An 18,789-nucleotide genomic window follows, 5' to 3' on the forward strand; every position below is an offset into this window, starting at 1 on the left:
TTGTAACACAAGTGAACCCTTAACGCTTTAGTCGCGTCCCACAGGGGCGCGTGGATTGAAATTATAAGACGTATAATCGCTATTTATAATCGCTCGTATTGTCGCGTCCCACAGGGGCGCGTGGATTGAAATTCCTGCGTTCGAATACACAACAGGCTTGCCGATAGTCGCGTCCCACAGGGGCGCGTGGATTGAAATCAACCGGTTGGCTTATAACTTGTCTACTGTACATGTCGCGTCCCACAGGGCGCGTGGATTGAAATAATGTTAATTTAAATTTTTAAATAGGAGCTGATAGGTCGCGTCCCACAGGGGCGCGTGGATTGAAATAATCTATCCTTTTGGTGTGTAAGAAGTTCCAAACTCCGTCGCGTCCCACAGGGGCGCGTGGATTGAAATCACCTTAAACATTCTTTTACAAAATCCCTCCAGTCGTCGCGTCCCACAGGGGCGCGTGGATTTGAAATATGATTAACTATGATGTAAAATATTGTTTATGAATAAAAGTACAGGGACGAAGATGAGATGTTTGGTATAGAAACGGAGACTGTTTATCAATATTGTCGGTTTCATTTACTGCAAGGAGAATATCAAATCGGTACAAAAAGTATGAATTGCATAGAATATTTATGCTAACAAAGATGTGTTGAGGTCGGTACAGCCTAAAGATGTATTGACATGTTATTATTTGAGCAGTTCTACCTTCCAAAAAGAAAGAGAGTTTTGATTGATGAGAAAAACAGAATTTCGATGTAATAAGTATTCGCCGGGCGTATTGTATATGATGGTAATAGTAGGAGTTGCAACGGGTCTGTTGCTTTTTTACGGATTTCTTGTTGTTTCGGGCATCAACAAAGGGCCGTACGATGGACCGATATACTTCCAAGAACACCCAAGACATGCAATTTATTTGATATTCTTTCTGATTCCGATTGCAATGGGATTGCCGGCATGGATTGCCAAAAAATATTGGAGCAGTAAAGAGGAAGAAGGACAGCTCGAACTGTATGATGAGTATGCTGTGTTTTATTGGAAAAACAAAGAATTCAAAATTGAAAAGGGAGAATTACAGATTAAGATTCCCGAGCCACAAGCTATTTGGTATTCCACCTATCTATTGGAATTTCAGGGACACAGAATTGTATTGGTCAACTCCTTGAAAGAAGGCAAAGAAAAGAGAAGAGGGGCTTGTTCTTTGGATATTGCAATATCTGAACTTTCGCCTTACAAAAAATTAAAAAAAAGAAAGCAGAAAGACAGAGCCGTTTTCGATTTTTATGGAATTCGTATTGTGTTTGGAATAACTACTCCTGCTGTCTTTGAGGATTCTCCTTATTATGTTGATTATCAAAATATCGTGACAATTCCAAATGCACCGTTTGTGACCTGTATGGTGAGAGAGAGAGCAAATCCTGTTCATGTTGTCGCAGATGTACAAATAGACATCAAACTGTTGAAAGACGATAGCTTAGAGGAAAAGACCTGAGCCGACAAGCAATTTTGAGAATGGTAGAACTGGACAAGCAGATTGAGATAGATTGAATAGGAAAATCATATTTGATTGCAAGGGATGATGTGCTATGAGAAAAATAATGACAAAAGCAATTTGTATCAAGAATATCACAACATTCAGTTTTATGACACTCACATCTTTTATCGTGTTGGGAGTCTTTGTCGTGAAACTGATAGAAGATATTCAAAAAGGGAAAGAGCTTTTTATCCCGGGAGTAGCAGTTTTGTTTGCAGGAGCGATAGTTGTTATGGTATTCAGCATCATACAAATTGTGAAGTATATCAGGATGTTAACCAAACTTTAGGATATGGAGTATGAGTTTGGTTTATATGACTTTGGCTTATAATGGTGTGGAATGATATAGTAAAACAGAATCATATTCTGAAAGAAAGCTTGATAGGTTTTCTTTCAAGAACCTAACGATAGGAGAGAAGGAGAAAAGAATGGAACTATCAAAAGAGTGGTTGGAACAATATGAACAAGTAAAAGATTTGTTGGTATCTCCGGTGAATTTTTCCGAACTTTTTAAAAGTGAAGAAGTAGAGGGAAAAAAGCTTTTTTTGTTAAATATGGGTACTGTGAATTTTACGACAGATGATATCTTGGTAAGAGATCCTCTTGTTTGGCTCAAAAGAGAAGAAGAACCATATTGTATCAAAGTACCGATGGGAAAATATCCTCTTGAAACCTTAGTGGTAGAATTGGAAGAAGAACATTACAGATATATTGCCAGTCGAGTGAGATTTTGTGGGAAGGATTCCGTTGTCTATCGTCAAGCGTTGAAAGGTATTGAAAATTTGGAAGGTGTCAACAGTGACAGTTTCTTCGGTTTCAACGTGGATGCAGGACTTGCTACTATCGTTGATACGAACACAAGAGATGCCTATTGTGATTTTGTGGACGCTTGGGAAAAAGAACATCCGGAAGGAAATATCTATGATGATTTTTTTGCAGAGGAATTTAGAAAAAGCTATCTTGAACATCCTGAATTCCAAAGAGACGGTGGAGATTGGATTAACTTCAACATTCCAAATACAGAATATACTATTCCGATGATTCAGTCAGGGTTTGGAGACGGAATGTATCCTGTCTATTTCGGTTATGATGAGTTAGGAGAGCTCTGTGATGTGGTAATGGAATATATTTATGTTGGAGCTGATGAAGAAACAGACGAAGAAGAATAGTTTGTCAACATAAAGTGGGAGAGAGGAAGAAAGAGACATTTGCCGATACTTCCTCTTTTATTTTTTGGTTAGAAAGAGTTTTGTATGAATCTTTTTTGTGTGAGAGAAGTTTGGACTGAAGCTGAAATGAAGAATAGAAAGAAATTCAAAAGAAGATAGGTAAAATGAGGATATACATCTTCTATTTTTGAAAAATATGATTTGCTTACTTTCAAAGATTGGAATACAATATTATCATATTGGTAAGAGGAGAAGATAGTATGGTTTTTGACGGACAAAATGATGTTGCAATTTTCAAAATAGGATACATGGAAGATACTACCGGAAAATTTGATGAAAGACTTGAAAAATGTGGAATAACTGTTCATTATGAAACAGAACCTCCTCGGGGCGACGGTATTTATTCTGTTATTCTAAGTGGGAATCAAAAATTTCCATTTTGGATATATAATCGAGATATTCTTTTGATAGGAGAAGAGTTCATGATAGTAGAAAGTGTTCAGTATGATACATTTGAACCGATTTCAACTGTTATGATTGACATCAAAAAAGCAAGATATGCAGATTTTAAAGAATGGTATCCGGATATTTGTGTTACAAAGGATAAAATAGAATTCGACAATCGATTCCACAAAGTGAAAAAATTGATTCTAAAGAATATATCTGATTTAGAGTGGATAGACTTATCGACCGGAATTGGAACAACAAAGTGAGAAAATCAAATGGAATATTGGAAGATCATCAGGACACTTCGAATAAAGAGCAAGACAATCACTTGATTGTTAGAGTAAGAGATTAGTAGCAAATAACGGTTTATGTTCTATTTTTTCTGATGTTGGTGTTCATCCGTAACCAATCGATATCACTTCAATTTCTATTGTGAAACGGCAACACAGTTTCGTATGGAACACATTTGCAGAGAATAAGAAAGTGATAGTTTAAGTTGACAAAGGAGTTTTAAAAAGGAAAAATAGATTACATGAGATTGGATTATGGTCAAACGAAAAGGTTTGGGAGGATGAAATGAATGTAATCGCAAGCATTGGTAAGAGTGCAGAAAACAAAACAGTAGGAAGAATCGGAGGCAATCTACCTTGTCTATTTCTTGATAGGGAAAGTGAAATAGAAGGATATCGGTTCTATATGATGTTTCAAAATCCGGAGAATCATGAAGAATACTTTTCTATCTTTGTACCGGAGGATTATGGTGTTATGATTGATAACAATACCTATCCCAATTGTTCGGTAAAGGTCTTTTCACATCATTTTTCAAAAGAAAGTGACAATACAAACTATACCTTGAAGGGTATCAACAAAGCATTTCTTATCGGATATTCAAAGGTGGATGACAATACCTTTGATTTTTTAACAAAATCGAAATTTCCTCAATTGATACAGGAGGAATCGTATGACATGAAGAAATTAGAGAAAGACGGATATGAGTTTTTTGTTCAAATAGATGAGGATTATTACACAGAAGATTTGATAAATGAGAATTATATCTTCGGTTATGGAGCATTGTACTTGTACCGACATTCTAAAAACGGAACAGTCATTGCCGGTTTTTGGCAATATTCATAATCATCATGTTGCAATATTACAATCTGTACAAAAGATATGTTCGACAGAGAATAAAAGGATAATGATGTTTGAGAATACTTTGGGAATATCATGTATGGTTCTATCGGAGAGGGTAGATTTCTGCCAAAAATGTTTATCCAATCGATGAGATGAAACAAAATCATGACAATAGAAAAATAAATCTACTTGTAATAGAGATTTGTATGAGTAGAAACATTAAAAAGTATGATTTGAAATAAGGAGGAAAGTATGGGAATTTTTAAAAATATGTTTGGAAAAAAAGATAAAAAACAGGAACAGAAAGGACAACTGGTTTTGTCAATGCCGATGTTTCGAGGAGACAGTTCCTATTCAGCAGATAAAGTGATACAGGATTTACAATCTCACTGGGGGCTGAAAGTAGATGAGATAGAACATAGTGATACGACAATATCATTCAATATTGATGGGGAGGTTATCGTGATTGGATTGATGCCTGCACCGATACCGGATGAGGAATTTGAATCCATGTACAGCTACTCTTATCTTTGGGAAAATGCAGAACAAGAAATCAAAGAGCATACACAACATGCAATCGTATCTATTTTGGGGAGCAGTACATCTGCACTCAAACGATATTCCATCTTATCAAAAGTCAATGCCTCTATTTTAAGAACTTCCGAAACGGCAATAGGAGTATATCAAGGAGCATCAACATTACTACTTCCAAAAGATTTTTATATCGACCTTGCAGATTTGTTATTAGAAGATTTATTACCGGTTCAACTTTGGGTTTATATCGGAATCATCAACAACAATGACAAAACAGGTCTATATACCTACGGAATGCAAGAGTTCGGCAAGTCTGAGATAGAAATCATCGACACTTCGATGGAATCAGATGACGCATACGTTTTTTTATTGACTGTCCTTCAATATATCATAGAACAGGATGTTACATTGAAACATGGTGAAACGATAGGACTTACCGAGGACCAAAAAATCAAAATTACAGAATCAAAAGCAATTTATTTGGACGGCAATTCCTTAAAATTGGAGTTATAGGATAGAGCAGGAAAAAATAGGAGTGATCACTCCATACGAGCATCATGATGTAACAGAAATCAATAGAAAACAGTCACATTACCCATAGTATGCTGATAACGGATGTGATAGCAGTGAATATAAAAGAGTATATCAATCAAGTAATTTTTGTGATGTCTGCAAATTCCGATATTGGCATATAGGGAGCAAGCAATATGACAGAGCCGATAGATGGAACAGTTGGAGGGATACCATGGAGATACGAAATGAAATAGAGAGAGTCATCAAAGAACATACACTGGATAGAAAAAGATGTTTTGAGTGTTCCAAGATGAGTTATCAGTCTATTATCAGATCGATAGAACAGAAATTCACGAGAACAAATAACATTCATTGGTCTAATATGGGTCAAGGATTCAAACGGAACTTTCTGTGTCAAATAATTGATGTATCAGAAGACTCTATGTGGGTGAAACATTTGCCGAAGATCATACCATCTCATGACGATATGGTATATGTACTGTTTGAAGATGTCATCCATTTTCAGCCGAAATACTGGATATACGAAATGGGTATTCCGGAGTTGATTTGTATTATTGGAAATGTGAATGGGCTCAATGATTTCTATATTGTATCCAAAAAAATGGATTGGTTAATCAGTGAAAATCATGAAGACATCGTATCATTTGTAGGGGATACACTTGATATTTCCTGCTTTGAATAGACTAAATTTGTGATGACACAAACAATATGGATGGATATGGTTGAACGATAGGTTATCAGATAACAACCTGACGTTGACGTGGGTAATAAAATAGATTATTGTATAGAAAGAAATAATAAATTCAATATTAGGGAGGTAGTTAAAATGGGATTGATTGCAAACTATCAATATTTGAGTGATGAAAATTTAAAAGAATTAAAAGAGTTTTCCGGCAGTGAAGATGACCTTATGGAACAGGTGGAAGAGTGGAATGAAGAAGCAGATATTCTGCTTGACATTGACAAAATGTGGGATGTTCTTCACTTTGTATTGACAGGGGTGGACAGTAGCGAGCCGATAGAAAATGACCCTTTGAGCGAAGCTGTTGTTGGAGTATCCGTTATGGAAGGAATCGAAAACTTTATCGCTTACACCGATAAGTCAAAAGTTGCAGACATTCTATCCGCTTTGGAGGACTTTGATATAGAGTCTGCGATGGATGAATTTAGCATGGAAGATTGTAAAAAAGCAGACCTTTATCCTAATATTTGGGACTATGAAGAAGAGGAAGATGAGATTAAGGAAGAAATTACAGATTACTTTGAAGCGATGATAAATTTCTATCGAAAAATGTTAGAAACAAACGGAAATGTACTGGTTACCATTTATTAGAAAAGAGAGCAAAAAAAAAACGGTCTATATTTGTAATCAAGGAGTTAAAATAAGGAGATTGAATCGTCCGGATAAGCAGTTGATTTATTCGGACGATAGATTGGAATAGAGTGACGTTTCCTAAGAAAAAAAGTACACATGATAGAGTTCTGATAACATGGCATATCGTATCTTATTGATAGGGATGAAAGACATTCTCCATGAAAAAGATGAAAGAAACAGTCAAAAAGGACGAACGGTAGATACAGAAAAAAATAAAGAATAAAGAATAAAAAATAAAGAATAAAAAAGAGACACTTTTTGTTGTAAGAAAAGACGACAAGAAAGTGTCTTTTTTTGATAGGAAAGAAGTCATTTTCGTCAATGATGGATTGGAACAAGATAGTCTTTTTTTCCAATCAGTTCGTATCAGTCAATCACATTTGATTTGTCTTATGAGTGAATTCCACTAGAGAAAAATCTGAGTGAATTCCACTAGAGAAAAATCGTTTTGTGCAATTTCGGCAACAATTCCAAACAAGAGATTTTGGTAGTGATTTGATAAAAAAGATATAACTATGGTATAATAGAATCAATTATGAGAAGAAAAAATGTCAATCAACACTTAAAAGTGATATAAGAGAAATTTTTTGGAAAGGTTGTTTTTCATAAGATGAAAAAGGAGGAAATAAGATGAAGAAAAGACTATTTTTGACGATGATAATGTTCTTAATGACAAGTATGATATGTTGCTCTACCGTATTTGCTTATGGGAAAAAGCCAACTTCTACAAAGCAAATCAACATATATCAAACAATGGAAATGCAACTGAATAACCCTGATGATAAGATAAAAGACAAGATTGTGTTTACTGATTTGAACGGAAAGGTACTGCCTTATCTTTTGAATCAAAAAAGTCCGAAAACCTATTTGATTTTGGCGCTTTACAATGAAAATCAAGAAATTCGTATGAAAATCAATTTGAATCCGAAGGAGTACACACTGAAGAATACGAAAGAAGTGTTCTATTTAGATAATGACCAAAATGCAAAAGCGTTGCAGACGCATTTGTCAAGTTACTTCTATCCTATGAATATCGAATTGAAAGATGGAGCGTTTGCTGTAGAAGAAAAACAAGCCGGCGTAGCAAAAAATGCGACACCGAATTATAGCAAAACCAATCATCAAGTAGAGGGAGTTGATGAAGGTGATGTAATCAAAACAGACGGACAATATATTTACTATATTTTGGATCATTCCGTTGTAATTGCAAAAGCTGAAAAAGGAAAATTAGCAATCAAGAAATCTCTTGAGATGCCTAAAAATCTTATCCCGTTTCAATTATATGTAGATGATAAAAAGTTAATTGTCATAGGAGATTTTTACAATCCAAGATACTATGAAGCGAAAGCAGATTACGGCACACCATATACAGGAACAGCGACATTGGTATATGATATGACCGATGTATCTCAACCGAAAAAAATAAGAGAGATGATACAAGAAGGATACTATCTATCGTCCAGAAAAAATGGAAAAGTACTCCATGTCATCACACAAGATGCAGTCTTTGTAGGAATGCCTCTATTGGAAAACAACAGTCTATCAGAAAACACAAAACTTCCTCCAAAAACGACAGGAATTTTGAAAGAAGAAGTGAAAGGGACAAAAATCCGACATGATGTTGCAAGATATGATAAGATTATTGTATTTCCGGGGAATTACACTTCCAACACTGTTACCATGACAAGTTTTGATGTGACAGGAAACCGTGGTGCAGAAGAAATTTCCTATGTCGGAGAGGGGGAAGAACTGTATTTATCTCAAAATGATTTGGTGATTTCCTATACAGGGTATCCTCGTACAGAAGAATCCGTATCCAAAGATTCCGTTAAAAAAACCGATATTGAAGAAAAGAGTTATCCGTTTTATTGGCAACCCTACACCTTTTTAAATCGTTTTCGATTAGAAGGAACAAAAATGACCTATATCGGTTCCAACCAACTCAAAGGAACCTTGTTGAATCAGTTTGCTTTGGATGAACATGACGGATATTTGCGTGTTGCCTACACTACGGAACGTGATGGAGAAAATGGAATTGTCGTTTTTGATTCCAAGATGAATTTGGTAAGCGCATTGAAAGGTTTGGCAAAAGGAGAGAGAATCTATTCTGTTCGTTTTATGCAGGATAGAGCATATCTTGTGACATTCAAAGAAGTCGATCCGTTTTTTGTCATAGATTTGAAAAATCCGTCAGAACCGAAGGTAGCAGGATACCTTAAATTACCGGGATACAGTTCTTATCTTCATCCACTTGATCAAAACCATGTATTGGGATTTGGATATTCTGTGAAACAAGAGAAAGACAGAATCGTAAATGACGGAGTGAAAGTAGCAATCTTTGATGTGACCAATGTTGCAAAACCGGTTGTGTGTTCCGAACAAGTGATAGGAAAATCCGGAACATATAGCGACCTTGCCTATACACACAAAGCATTGTTATATCATCCGACCAAAAAATATCTTGGTTTTCCGATTACAGTGGTAGAGAAAGATTCACAAAACTCCAATATAGAATCGAAAGTAGCATTTCAAGGATCATATTTCTATCAAATTTCGCCTAACTACGAGTTGAAGAAAAAAGGAGAAGTTTCGCATATCACGAAGGAAACAAAAATCAGAGATTATGATTATGAGTCCAATATCTCCGGAATGCTTTATATTGATGATGTCGTTTATGTTGTTTCTCGAAATAAGATAAGTTCCCATGAAGATCAAACCTTGCGTCAGATTGACGAAAAATACTGGGAAAGAGCACCACGAAAGACTCCTCCGGTAGAGCCGATACTATACGAGGAAAGAGCAAGATAACAAATAACTGTCTTGATGTAAGTAATACAACCGAACAAAAAATCATTGGAAGGGAGAGGAAAACCTCTCTCTTTTTTTGGAAAGAGGTATTTTTCACAAGTGAAGTATTTTAGTGAGGAGAGTTTGTGATAGTCATCACTTGACAAAAGATATTTTGATAGGCTATACTGAATAATCTGTCCATCGAAAGACGGGTAGTACACTACAATCTATTTGTAGAAAGAAATGTTTTCTTGGTAACCCATTTCTATAAAAAAACAAGAGGAGGAAAAAGAATGAAATGGAATGTAAGAATTTTGGTATGGAATGCAGTAATTGCAGCAGTGTATGCAGTGCTTACGATTAGCTTGGAACCGATTAGTTACGGTGCAGTACAATTTCGGCTTTCAGAAGTAATGACATTGTTGGCATTTGCAAATCCGATGTTTGTACCCGGTCTAGTATTAGGTTGTGTGATTGCCAATCTTTTCAGTCCGCTTGGAGCAATTGATGTGTTTGTAGGTTCTTTTGCGACATTCCTTGCAATCTATCCGATGAGATACTGCAAGAATGTATATTGGGCATCCTTGTTACCGACGATTGCAAATGGAATCATCATCGGAATAGAACTTACCGTATTGTACCAAATTCCAATCTTCATGAGTATAGCATCCGTTGCTGCGGGAGAGTTTGTAGTGGTATCCGTAATTGGAACACAACTGTATCGCATTTTTGTGCAACGAAAGTTGGCTCAATCCCACGCATCGTAAAGTTTGAACAGAATAAATGGTGAAAAACAGGAAAAGCTGTGTTATTTTTTGATAAAATAGCATAGTTTTTTTGTTTTTATGGTATACTTTTGACTGTGCAAGAGTTGTTATTGGAAACAAGTAGAAATAAATATAAAGACATAGGGTGAAAAAAGATGAATATTACATTACAGAAAAAAATAGTATTGATTGCCATACTAATCATAGGAATTGTTTTGTTGGTTGCCGTATACAGTGTGAATAGAGAGATTTCTTTGCACAAGATAGATACAAACTATGACAAAATCACCTCCATTCGTATCAAAGCACCGACAGGAAGTGTTGTGCGAGTAGAAAACAAAACACTTGTCGATCAGGTGAAAAGATATTGCAAACCGACAGGCGAACTTTCTATCTATCAACAAGACTTTGAAACAAATACAACCGGAACACCGATTACTATCGCCTTCTACAAAGAAGACAAGCTGTTGTTTGAAGAAAAGATATATACCCTGAAAGAATCCGTTTTGGATAAAGAGGAAGTTGGAAAAGCACGTTGTATCTACATCCAATCAGTGCCATGTGCTGTTAAAACGGGAGATAAATGGATAGCAATCAACGCCTCCGATGCACAGGTAGAAAAATATTTGGGAGAACTTTGGCATGGAAACAAATAGAGAAGAGAGTGTAAATGGATAGAGAGGAGATTATCATGGAAAAGAAAAGACTGTTCAGTGGAGTACAACCCTCCGGACGAATTACATTAGGAAATTATTTGGGCGCATTGTCCAATTGGACAACCTTGCAGGATGAATATGAATGTATTTTTTCAATTGTGGATATGCATGCCATTACCGTACCGCAAAATCCGAAAGAACTGAGAGAAAATGCATTGTTGTTACTGGCACAATACCTTGCTGTTGGAATTGATCCGAAAAAAAGTACCATCTTTATCCAATCTCATGTACCGGAACACGCCGAATTGAGCTGGATACTTTCCACAATGACCTATATGGGCGAACTGAACAGAATGACACAGTACAAAGAAAAATCACAAAAGAACAGTGATAATTTAAATGCCGGACTGTTCACCTATCCGATTTTGATGGCATCCGACATCTTACTTTACTGCACAGACTTGGTACCGGTAGGAGCAGATCAAAAACAACATTTGGAATTGGCACGAGATTTGGCAAACCGATTCAACAACAGATATTCCGATACCTTCCCCGTACCGGAAGGATTTTTTCCAAAAATTGCAGCAAGAGTGATGAGCTTACAGGAACCGAACAAAAAAATGAGCAAGTCCGACTCCAATGAAAACGGATTTATTTCTCTGTTGGATGAACATGATGTGATTATCAAAAAAATAAAACGAGCAGTGACCGACTCTGTCGGTGTTGTGCAATATAACGAGGAACAAGCCGGAATCAAAAACTTGTTGGAAATTTATAGTAAAATGACAGGAGAAAGCATCGAATCCATCGTTGCAAAATATGAAGGCAAAGGATACGGAGATTTCAAACAGGATACGGCAGAAATCGTAGCGGAAGGACTTCGCCCAATTCGTGAAAAAACAAAAGAATTATTGAGCGACAAAGCGTATTTGGAATCAGTCTATCGTGATGGGGCAGAAAAAGCAGAGACGATTGCAAGAAAAACTTTGAGAAAAGTGCATAAAAAAATAGGATTTCTGCCAAGAGGATAGGAGTAAGTCATGGGTTATATCATGTTATTTATCGTATTGTTGATAGGAGATCAAGCGAGTAAATATTGGGCAAGAACAGTATTGTATCAACAATCGAGCATCCAAGTGATTCCACATATCTTGCGATTTACCTATGTAGAAAATCGAGGAGCGGCATTTGGAATGTTGCAGGGACAGAAAATCTTTTTCGTCATCATGACATTCCTATTGATTGGATTGTTTTTTGTCTATCTTAAAAAAACAAATACGAACAAGTGTATGAAATGGACAGCCTCCATAATCATTGCCGGAGCAATCGGAAATTTGATAGATAGGGTATTGCTTGGTTATGTTGTTGATTTTATCGACTTTCATATTATTTGGAGATATGTGTTCAATGTTGCCGACATTTATGTAGTAGGAGGAACCCTCCTGCTGGCACTTCAAATTTTGTTACAGGATGAAAAGGAGAAAGAAACTTCCTTATCCAAATAAGCTTATCCAAAGAAGACAACAGAGGAAACAAGACATAAAGTTTTGTTCATCCTATCCGAACAACGATAAAAATAATACAGTTGACAAAAAGGAGGAAAGGTATGGGATACATTACAAACTTAAATGAACTGTCCCTATTGATATGTGAACAATATATGCCCGATGTTAAATTGGCAGTGGATATTACCTTAGGAAACGGTTTGGATGTCCAAAAATTTCTTCCTTATATTCAGGAAAAATTGATTGCCATTGATATTCAGAAACAAGCGATTGACGTATCGAAAGAAAGATTGCAAAAAGTACTTTCTAAAGAAGAGTACAACAAGATAGAATTCGTCACAGATAACCATGTCAACATCGACCGTCATGTTGATAGAGTTGACTTTGTGTTTGGAAACTTAGGTTATCTTCCCAACTCTGACCATAAGATTATGACAAAGTCGAACACCACATTGATTTGCTTGCACAAAGCATTGAAACTGTTGAATCCAAACGGATTGCTATCCATCATCAGTTACTTGGGACAGGACAGAGGACAGGAGCATCGCAGTCTGTGTGCTTTTTTTGAAAGCTTGGATTCCAAGCAATACAAGGTAATTCATATCAATCCTTTGAATCAGGATGAGATGGCACCGACCTTGTTTTTGTGTCAAAAACTGTATGATGAACCGTCACAGGAAAGAGGAGTTTTTTGATAGAGATAGAATGGTTTGAATAAGAAGAAATTGAGGAGAGGTACAGTCCGGAAAGAATGTCAAAAGAAGGAGAGAGAGTATGCAACCGAAAGCAAATCCAAAAGTGCTTGCACTGATGTTGTTACTATTTACCTGTGTTGCTTGGGGAGGTTCCTATGTCAGTATCCAAATCTGTTTGGATGCCATGGGACCGGTCTATCTACCGTTCTTTCGATATTTACTTTCGGCAGTACTTCTTTTTGTTGTGTTGAAAATAAAAGGCATTCCCTTAAAAATCGAAGAATCGGACCGGATACAAGTAAGTTTGACTGCATTGTTCAGTATTACCATCTATTTTTATTTTGAAAACAGTGCCATCAAACAAATCGGAGCCAATGAGGCCGCCATTTTGGTAGCGATGTTGCCGGTAGTAGCATTGATTGGGAATCGTATTTTTTTGAAACAAAAACTGTTGCGTCGCAATATCCTAAGTGCAGTGATTTCCATTATCGGAATCTATTTTGTCATTGGAGGAGTACAGTTTGGACAGAATAAAATAGGATACTTCTATGTGTTCTTGTCCAATTTAAGCTGGTCAGCCTACCTAATCACAACAAAGCCGTTACTGAAAAAATATGAAGGATTGGTATTGACCTTCTATCAATGTCTGATTGGAGGAATCGCTTTTCTTCCGGCTCTACCGACAGACTACATCCATTTTGACAAAATAGATACCGAAATCGCAGTTCACTTTTTGTTTTTAGCACTGGTTTGTTCGGCAGTGTGCACAGTCTGCTATACCTTTGCAATCAAACATTGCGGGGTTGGAATCTCAGCGTTGTGTTTGAACTTTATCCCTGTTGCCACATTCCTTTTCAGTTTTTTGATTCTAAGAGAAGTGATGAGGCCGATTCAGATGGTAGGAGCATTTATCGCGATTTCAGGATTGCTGTTGATGAAAGAAGACCAAGCGATTGATGGATAGAGGAATGACTGATAAAAAGGGACTAAAAATTTGTTTCTTCACTTGATTCTTTTTCTCCTTGGATGATGAAACGGTATCCTTTGGTTTTGAGAGATTGTTTCTTATGAAAGGTGTAGAGTACATAGGATGAAAGATTGGTTTGCAGTAGTCGATATTCCATGGAGATGCATTTCTAAGAGAGGAGTTTGCAGAGTATCGATGGACTCCATACTAAAAAGGACTCGTTCAAAGTATTTTTTGTTGCCTGACAAAGGCATGGAAACAAGGAAGTAGATGTCCGAGATGTCTTTCATCAGTCATTCATCAAAAAATAGAAGCTTTGCTTTTGTTGTGTTTATGATAAAATAAGGGTAAAGATAACAATATAAAAGGGGGATTGATGAAATGACATTTAAAGAGTGGATCAACAAATTTCATCCTGAATGTGAGGATGATATGATGGAAGAGCAACTGATGGAAGAGTATGCAACTTGGCAGAAATCACATAGCGATTCCATGTGTTCCTTCTGTGCGACGGGAGAGATGACCGAATCGTCAGATTTGGATGGGATTTTATAACATGTAATATTGTATAAGAAAAATTGTAATGAATTGGTATCGAATGGTTTGTTTCGGTAGCAATTCATTTTTTTAAGCCTTGCTTAATCGAGTATTGTTCGATACAGCATATAGACCGTGCTAACACTCTAACTGCGATTCTTGAATAAAACCATAGAGAATATCATGAAAAATTGACGATAGGAACAAAGCATGATACAATAAAAAAATAGATACATAATCATAAGAAAGATACAGAAACTCCGGTTCTTCTGTTAGATGAACAGAAGGAAAAATCAAGCTCTAAGGTAATAATTTGTAACAAGGTTCATGATGGAGTATCGTTTGTTGATGACAGGTTTCAAAGGAAAAGTGGTTGGAATGATATATCCATAACTTAAGAAACGATAGATACACGATAGTTCATTCAATAAAAAGTAAGAGATACACATAAAAATAAGGAGAAAAGGGGACACTCATGTTAAAAAAATTAGCAACCGTATTATTGACAGGTGCATTGCTTTTGACGCCGTTGCAAACAGTAAATGCTACAGGAAACTATTTTGTTACACTAAACGGAGCAAGACAGAATGTAACACCGATTGTTCAAAACGGAACAACCTTGTTACCGGTAGCCACAGTCGGGAAATTGGTCGGATATCAAGCAACTTGGAATAACCAAACAAAATCAGGAGTATTATCCAATCGTTCAGTAGACATATCCTTTCGCTTAGGCAGTAATGCGCTGACAGTTATGGTAAATGGTGCAGGGTACAAAATTTTTATGCCCGAGCCTGTAAAAGTAATCAACGGAAAAACCTACTTGCCGTTACGAGCAGTGGGAGAATGTTTGGGGATGACAGTCGGATACAATGCCGAAACACGAGAAATATCTTTAAAGACCGATGTGGAACTGAAAAATACCGGCAAACAGTCAACTGTTGATACCAAAAATTTGAATGCTGAAATCATTCGATTGGAAAAAGAGATAAGAGCGACATTTGGAAGTGAGGCAGTAGAAGACATCCAATCAATCATCAATCAAGTGGGATTTCCTATCACACAGGAAGAATACAAAAATTATCTTGAAACACTCTTACGGAACAAAGACAGTATCCTAAAAGAGAAAGAAAGACAAAAAGAGATAGAAAAACAAAAAGAACAGTTGTTGAACGCACAATCACAACAATTCAAATCCGAACCACAACAGAAATCGCAAAGACCGACAGTTTTGGAATCAGAACAAAACAACAGTAATTTTGCCAAACCTTCAAATGAAAGAGTGACACTGTTGCCGGACCACAAAATTAAAAATATGAACTTTACACAGGCAGAAATCAACTATATTTTGAGAGATACTTTGACAGACGAAGAACAGGAATTGTATGATGAAATCAATCAGCTAAGACAATCCAACGGCTTAGCACCACTTCCACTTAATATGGAGCTAACAAAAGTTGCAAGAGTTCATGTGTTGGATTCTAAGAAAAACAACCCTCAAACATTAACAGATGCAAGAGGACAAAAAGGAAACTTACACAGTTGGTCTATCAGCAAGTATTGGACAGGTGGTGCCTATACACCTGACCATAAGTACGCCCAAATGATGTGGGACAAACCGAGAGAACTGTCAAACTATTCGGGAGATGGGTACGAAATATCGACAGCAAGATATGGTGCTGACCATAGCCCTAAGAGCGCAGTAGATGCGTGGAACAGTTCTCCTCCTCATAGAGCTGTTATTGTGAGTTCAGGTCAATGGGATATACTTTCCAGTTTCGGAGTGGCAATAGACGGCCCATACGCTCATGCATGGTTCGGAGAGGAATAAGCTTTTAACCTTCTTGAAAACACCATAGAAAGTATCATAGCAAAACAATATAGTAGCAAGAGTTGTTCGTAGCGAATTTACCGGAAATAAAAAAGAGAGATGGAAGAGAAAACCGTCTCTTTTTTTATTTATTCTAAATTATAAAAATTTTATAAAAAAATGGATGAATCATAGACATTTTTGTAAGAAAATGGTATTCTATATGTGAAATCATCAGAGAGAATACACTTTATGTCAGCAGCCTGAAATTGAAAAAAATTTTAGGTTTTTTGTCGGGAGAGAAAGAATTCGATTTTGTTCAGACAACATAGGGTATGACTACGTCGAAAAAGAGAACTTCATCTACAAAATATAGAACAGTATTTTTGTTGATTAAGTTCTCTATCTTTACATTTTGAACAAAAGAGATAAGGTGATTCAATTTGTATGAAATATAAATCATAAAGGAGGTAATTGTTTTGTTAAACAAAAACAAAAAATGGCTTAGTTGGATGCTTACAGTAGCAATGTTACTAACATTGATTCCACTAAACGGTCTGAGCAATACTATTTTTGCAGCGGCCTACACCAATGGTACATTGCAAACGGCATTAGACAACCTAGCGATTCCATCTACATCAACATTAGTTAATGTATCAAGCAAAGACATTGTAGGTGGAGTGAGTACGAGCCAAATCAAAACAAAATTTGGCCAGGTTAGAAATGTCAACCTGAGCAACAACTTCATTACAGTCATTGAAGAGGATGCGTCTGGAATTGCAAGAATTGTGAAAGACGATAACCTTTTGACACCTGCGTCACGTGCCATCACATGGCCGAGTGCAAATATCGAACGCTTGCGTTACAATCCTCAAGCAATCGATTTGGACGCAGAGTTCGCAAACATGACTGTTGCCGGAAAACCGGGAATGACAGTAAAACAACTGATTGCCAAAGGGGTAATTGTAAGCTTGGATGTATCCTACAACAATATCCCACAACCGGGAGTTACTTTGACAAACCCTGTTATTCCTGCTACAACTGTTCAAAGTTGGACAGGAACAGGACCATTGAAATTGATCTTTAAGTACAAAGATGTACCGAATGCTCCTGTAGAAGTAAGCAAAACAGTAACAATGCATGAATTGACAGCATTGACACTTAGTGACATCAGTTCAGGAGAACAATTCTTCAAAAACGTGGAAAAGACATTCTACGTGACAAAGATAGGACACAACGGAGCAGTTGTTCCTGTGCAAGCCGGAGATGAAGTTAACTTCTCTGTAACATCACCAAGTGGAGCACCGTTGGCTGGAGTTTCCAAAGTTGTAGACAACGGAAAGTTAAAAGTAACATTCAAATTTACAGGAGAATTCACCAATAAAGATTTGCAAGTTACTTATACACCTACAACAACAGGTTCAACACCGTTGGTTGCGTCAGTAAACAACCTAAGCTGTAAAGCAATCAAAGTGATTGGAATCAAATTGACAGATGAACAATCACCAAATACAGCAGGCGCAGCAAATGTTACAGTTGTAACACCTGCAGACGGAACATTCTATCCGACAGCAAGTCAACAAGTGTATATTGCAAAAGGAACTACAAGTTCTGCGTTTAACCTAGCAACTTACAATACAAGAGAACCGAACCTTACACAAGGAAGATACTATGTACAAGTAAGAACAGAAGATGATCCTACATGGCATTACTTGAGAGATGTGAACTATCTTTCTGTATTACCTGGAGCAGGACTTCAAGGAAGAGCTACAGTAGATAGTAACGGATTTGTGTATTTGGAAGTAAGTGCAGATGACAATGCTGCAGGAGGAACTACAATTAAAGTAACAGCAAGTGCAGACGTAACACCATCACCACTTGCAGTTCCAACAATCACATTGACACCGATCTTAAAAGAAACAGAGCCTGAAGCGTATCGTATTTATGAATTTGAAGAAAACGACATCAATACATTTACCAGTGCATCAGACATTGACGACTTCTTAAGAAACGGAACACCACGTGAGTACTATGAAGTAGCATTGACGACTACAACTCAAACAGGAGAAACTAACTTTAAGATTAAAGAAGGATCTTCAAAATACTACTATCCGGTTGGAGTATACAAAAAACAAGGTCCTGGCAACAATAAGATTTTGAAAGCCGTACCATTTACCCAAGCTAAAATTTGGTATCAAAAAGAAAAAGTTGCAGCAACACTACCGTTCAATGGAGGTCCTTTGCCATTTGGTCCAAGTGGAGCATACCCTGGAACATCGATGGAAGCAAGTCAAGTAGCAGGGGCAGCTCATTTGAGCAGTGGACTTAAAGTAACAGCACTTCCAAA

Annotated in this window: 18 protein-coding genes; all 18 read left to right on the forward strand. The window is 36.7% G+C overall.

Going from position 1 to position 18,789, the window contains the following annotated elements:
• Positions 1 to 730: 730 nt before the first annotated feature.
• A complete protein-coding gene (locus tag ACO5GE_RS05615; protein ID WP_484829946.1) occupies positions 731 to 1,486 on the forward strand; it encodes a hypothetical protein in 756 nt (251 codons plus the stop codon).
• A 94-nt stretch (positions 1,487 to 1,580) separates the two neighbouring features.
• Positions 1,581 to 1,817: a hypothetical protein gene (locus ACO5GE_RS05620; protein WP_484829947.1), complete on the forward strand. Its 237-nt coding sequence runs from the start codon at positions 1,581 to 1,583 to the stop codon at positions 1,815 to 1,817.
• Between the two features lie 139 nt (positions 1,818 to 1,956).
• The gene (locus ACO5GE_RS05625) at positions 1,957 to 2,697 is read left to right on the forward strand and encodes a DUF4241 domain-containing protein (protein WP_484829948.1); all 741 of its coding nucleotides are present in this window, start codon (positions 1,957 to 1,959) and stop codon (positions 2,695 to 2,697) included.
• 260 nt (positions 2,698 to 2,957) lie between these two features.
• Positions 2,958 to 3,410 (forward strand): hypothetical protein, encoded by a 453-nt coding sequence (locus tag ACO5GE_RS05630; RefSeq protein WP_484829949.1) that lies wholly within the window; start codon positions 2,958 to 2,960, stop codon positions 3,408 to 3,410.
• Between the two features lie 310 nt (positions 3,411 to 3,720).
• Positions 3,721 to 4,278 carry a hypothetical protein gene (locus ACO5GE_RS05635; protein ID WP_484829950.1) on the forward strand — a complete coding sequence of 186 codons (558 nt, stop codon included), beginning with the start codon at positions 3,721 to 3,723 and terminating at the stop codon, positions 4,276 to 4,278.
• Between the two features lie 249 nt (positions 4,279 to 4,527).
• Positions 4,528 to 5,322, forward strand: a complete 795-nt coding sequence (locus ACO5GE_RS05640; protein WP_484829951.1) for a DUF4261 domain-containing protein — start codon at positions 4,528 to 4,530, stop codon at positions 5,320 to 5,322.
• A 232-nt stretch (positions 5,323 to 5,554) separates the two neighbouring features.
• The gene (locus ACO5GE_RS05645; protein WP_484829952.1) at positions 5,555 to 6,025 is read left to right on the forward strand and encodes a DUF6756 family protein; all 471 of its coding nucleotides are present in this window, start codon (positions 5,555 to 5,557) and stop codon (positions 6,023 to 6,025) included.
• Positions 6,026 to 6,169: 144 nt separating this feature from the next.
• Complete coding sequence (locus ACO5GE_RS05650; protein ID WP_484829953.1) at positions 6,170 to 6,676, forward strand: YfbM family protein; 507 nt, start codon at positions 6,170 to 6,172, stop codon at positions 6,674 to 6,676.
• 672 nt (positions 6,677 to 7,348) lie between these two features.
• Positions 7,349 to 9,526: a beta-propeller domain-containing protein gene (locus tag ACO5GE_RS05655; RefSeq protein WP_484829954.1), complete on the forward strand. Its 2,178-nt coding sequence runs from the start codon at positions 7,349 to 7,351 to the stop codon at positions 9,524 to 9,526.
• Between the two features lie 275 nt (positions 9,527 to 9,801).
• Positions 9,802 to 10,275 (forward strand): QueT transporter family protein, encoded by a 474-nt coding sequence (locus ACO5GE_RS05660; RefSeq protein ID WP_484829955.1) that lies wholly within the window; start codon positions 9,802 to 9,804, stop codon positions 10,273 to 10,275.
• Positions 10,276 to 10,430: 155 nt separating this feature from the next.
• On the forward strand, positions 10,431 to 10,931 hold the full coding sequence (locus ACO5GE_RS05665; RefSeq protein WP_484829956.1) for a hypothetical protein: 501 nt from the start codon (positions 10,431 to 10,433) through the stop codon (positions 10,929 to 10,931).
• A gap of 35 nt (positions 10,932 to 10,966) precedes the next feature.
• On the forward strand, positions 10,967 to 11,962 hold the full coding sequence (gene trpS, locus ACO5GE_RS05670; RefSeq protein ID WP_484829957.1) for a tryptophan--tRNA ligase: 996 nt from the start codon (positions 10,967 to 10,969) through the stop codon (positions 11,960 to 11,962).
• A gap of 9 nt (positions 11,963 to 11,971) precedes the next feature.
• Entirely contained in the window at positions 11,972 to 12,436 is a 465-nt protein-coding gene (lspA, locus tag ACO5GE_RS05675; protein WP_484829958.1) for a signal peptidase II, read from the forward strand.
• Positions 12,437 to 12,537: 101 nt separating this feature from the next.
• A complete protein-coding gene (gene mnmM, locus ACO5GE_RS05680; RefSeq protein WP_484829959.1) occupies positions 12,538 to 13,131 on the forward strand; it encodes a tRNA 5-(aminomethyl)-2-thiouridylate-methyltransferase MnmM in 594 nt (197 codons plus the stop codon).
• Positions 13,132 to 13,210: 79 nt separating this feature from the next.
• Positions 13,211 to 14,095, forward strand: a complete 885-nt coding sequence (locus tag ACO5GE_RS05685) for a DMT family transporter (protein WP_484829960.1) — start codon at positions 13,211 to 13,213, stop codon at positions 14,093 to 14,095.
• 384 nt (positions 14,096 to 14,479) lie between these two features.
• The gene (locus ACO5GE_RS05690; protein WP_484829961.1) at positions 14,480 to 14,653 is read left to right on the forward strand and encodes a hypothetical protein; all 174 of its coding nucleotides are present in this window, start codon (positions 14,480 to 14,482) and stop codon (positions 14,651 to 14,653) included.
• Positions 14,654 to 15,110: 457 nt separating this feature from the next.
• Positions 15,111 to 16,463 carry a stalk domain-containing protein gene (locus tag ACO5GE_RS05695; RefSeq protein ID WP_484829962.1) on the forward strand — a complete coding sequence of 451 codons (1,353 nt, stop codon included), beginning with the start codon at positions 15,111 to 15,113 and terminating at the stop codon, positions 16,461 to 16,463.
• Positions 16,464 to 16,921: 458 nt separating this feature from the next.
• Positions 16,922 to 18,789 (forward strand): hypothetical protein (locus tag ACO5GE_RS05700; RefSeq protein ID WP_484829963.1); only part of this gene is annotated, 1,868 nt, incomplete at its 3' end.

It is taken from the genome of Filifactor sp. (assembly GCF_057248345.1).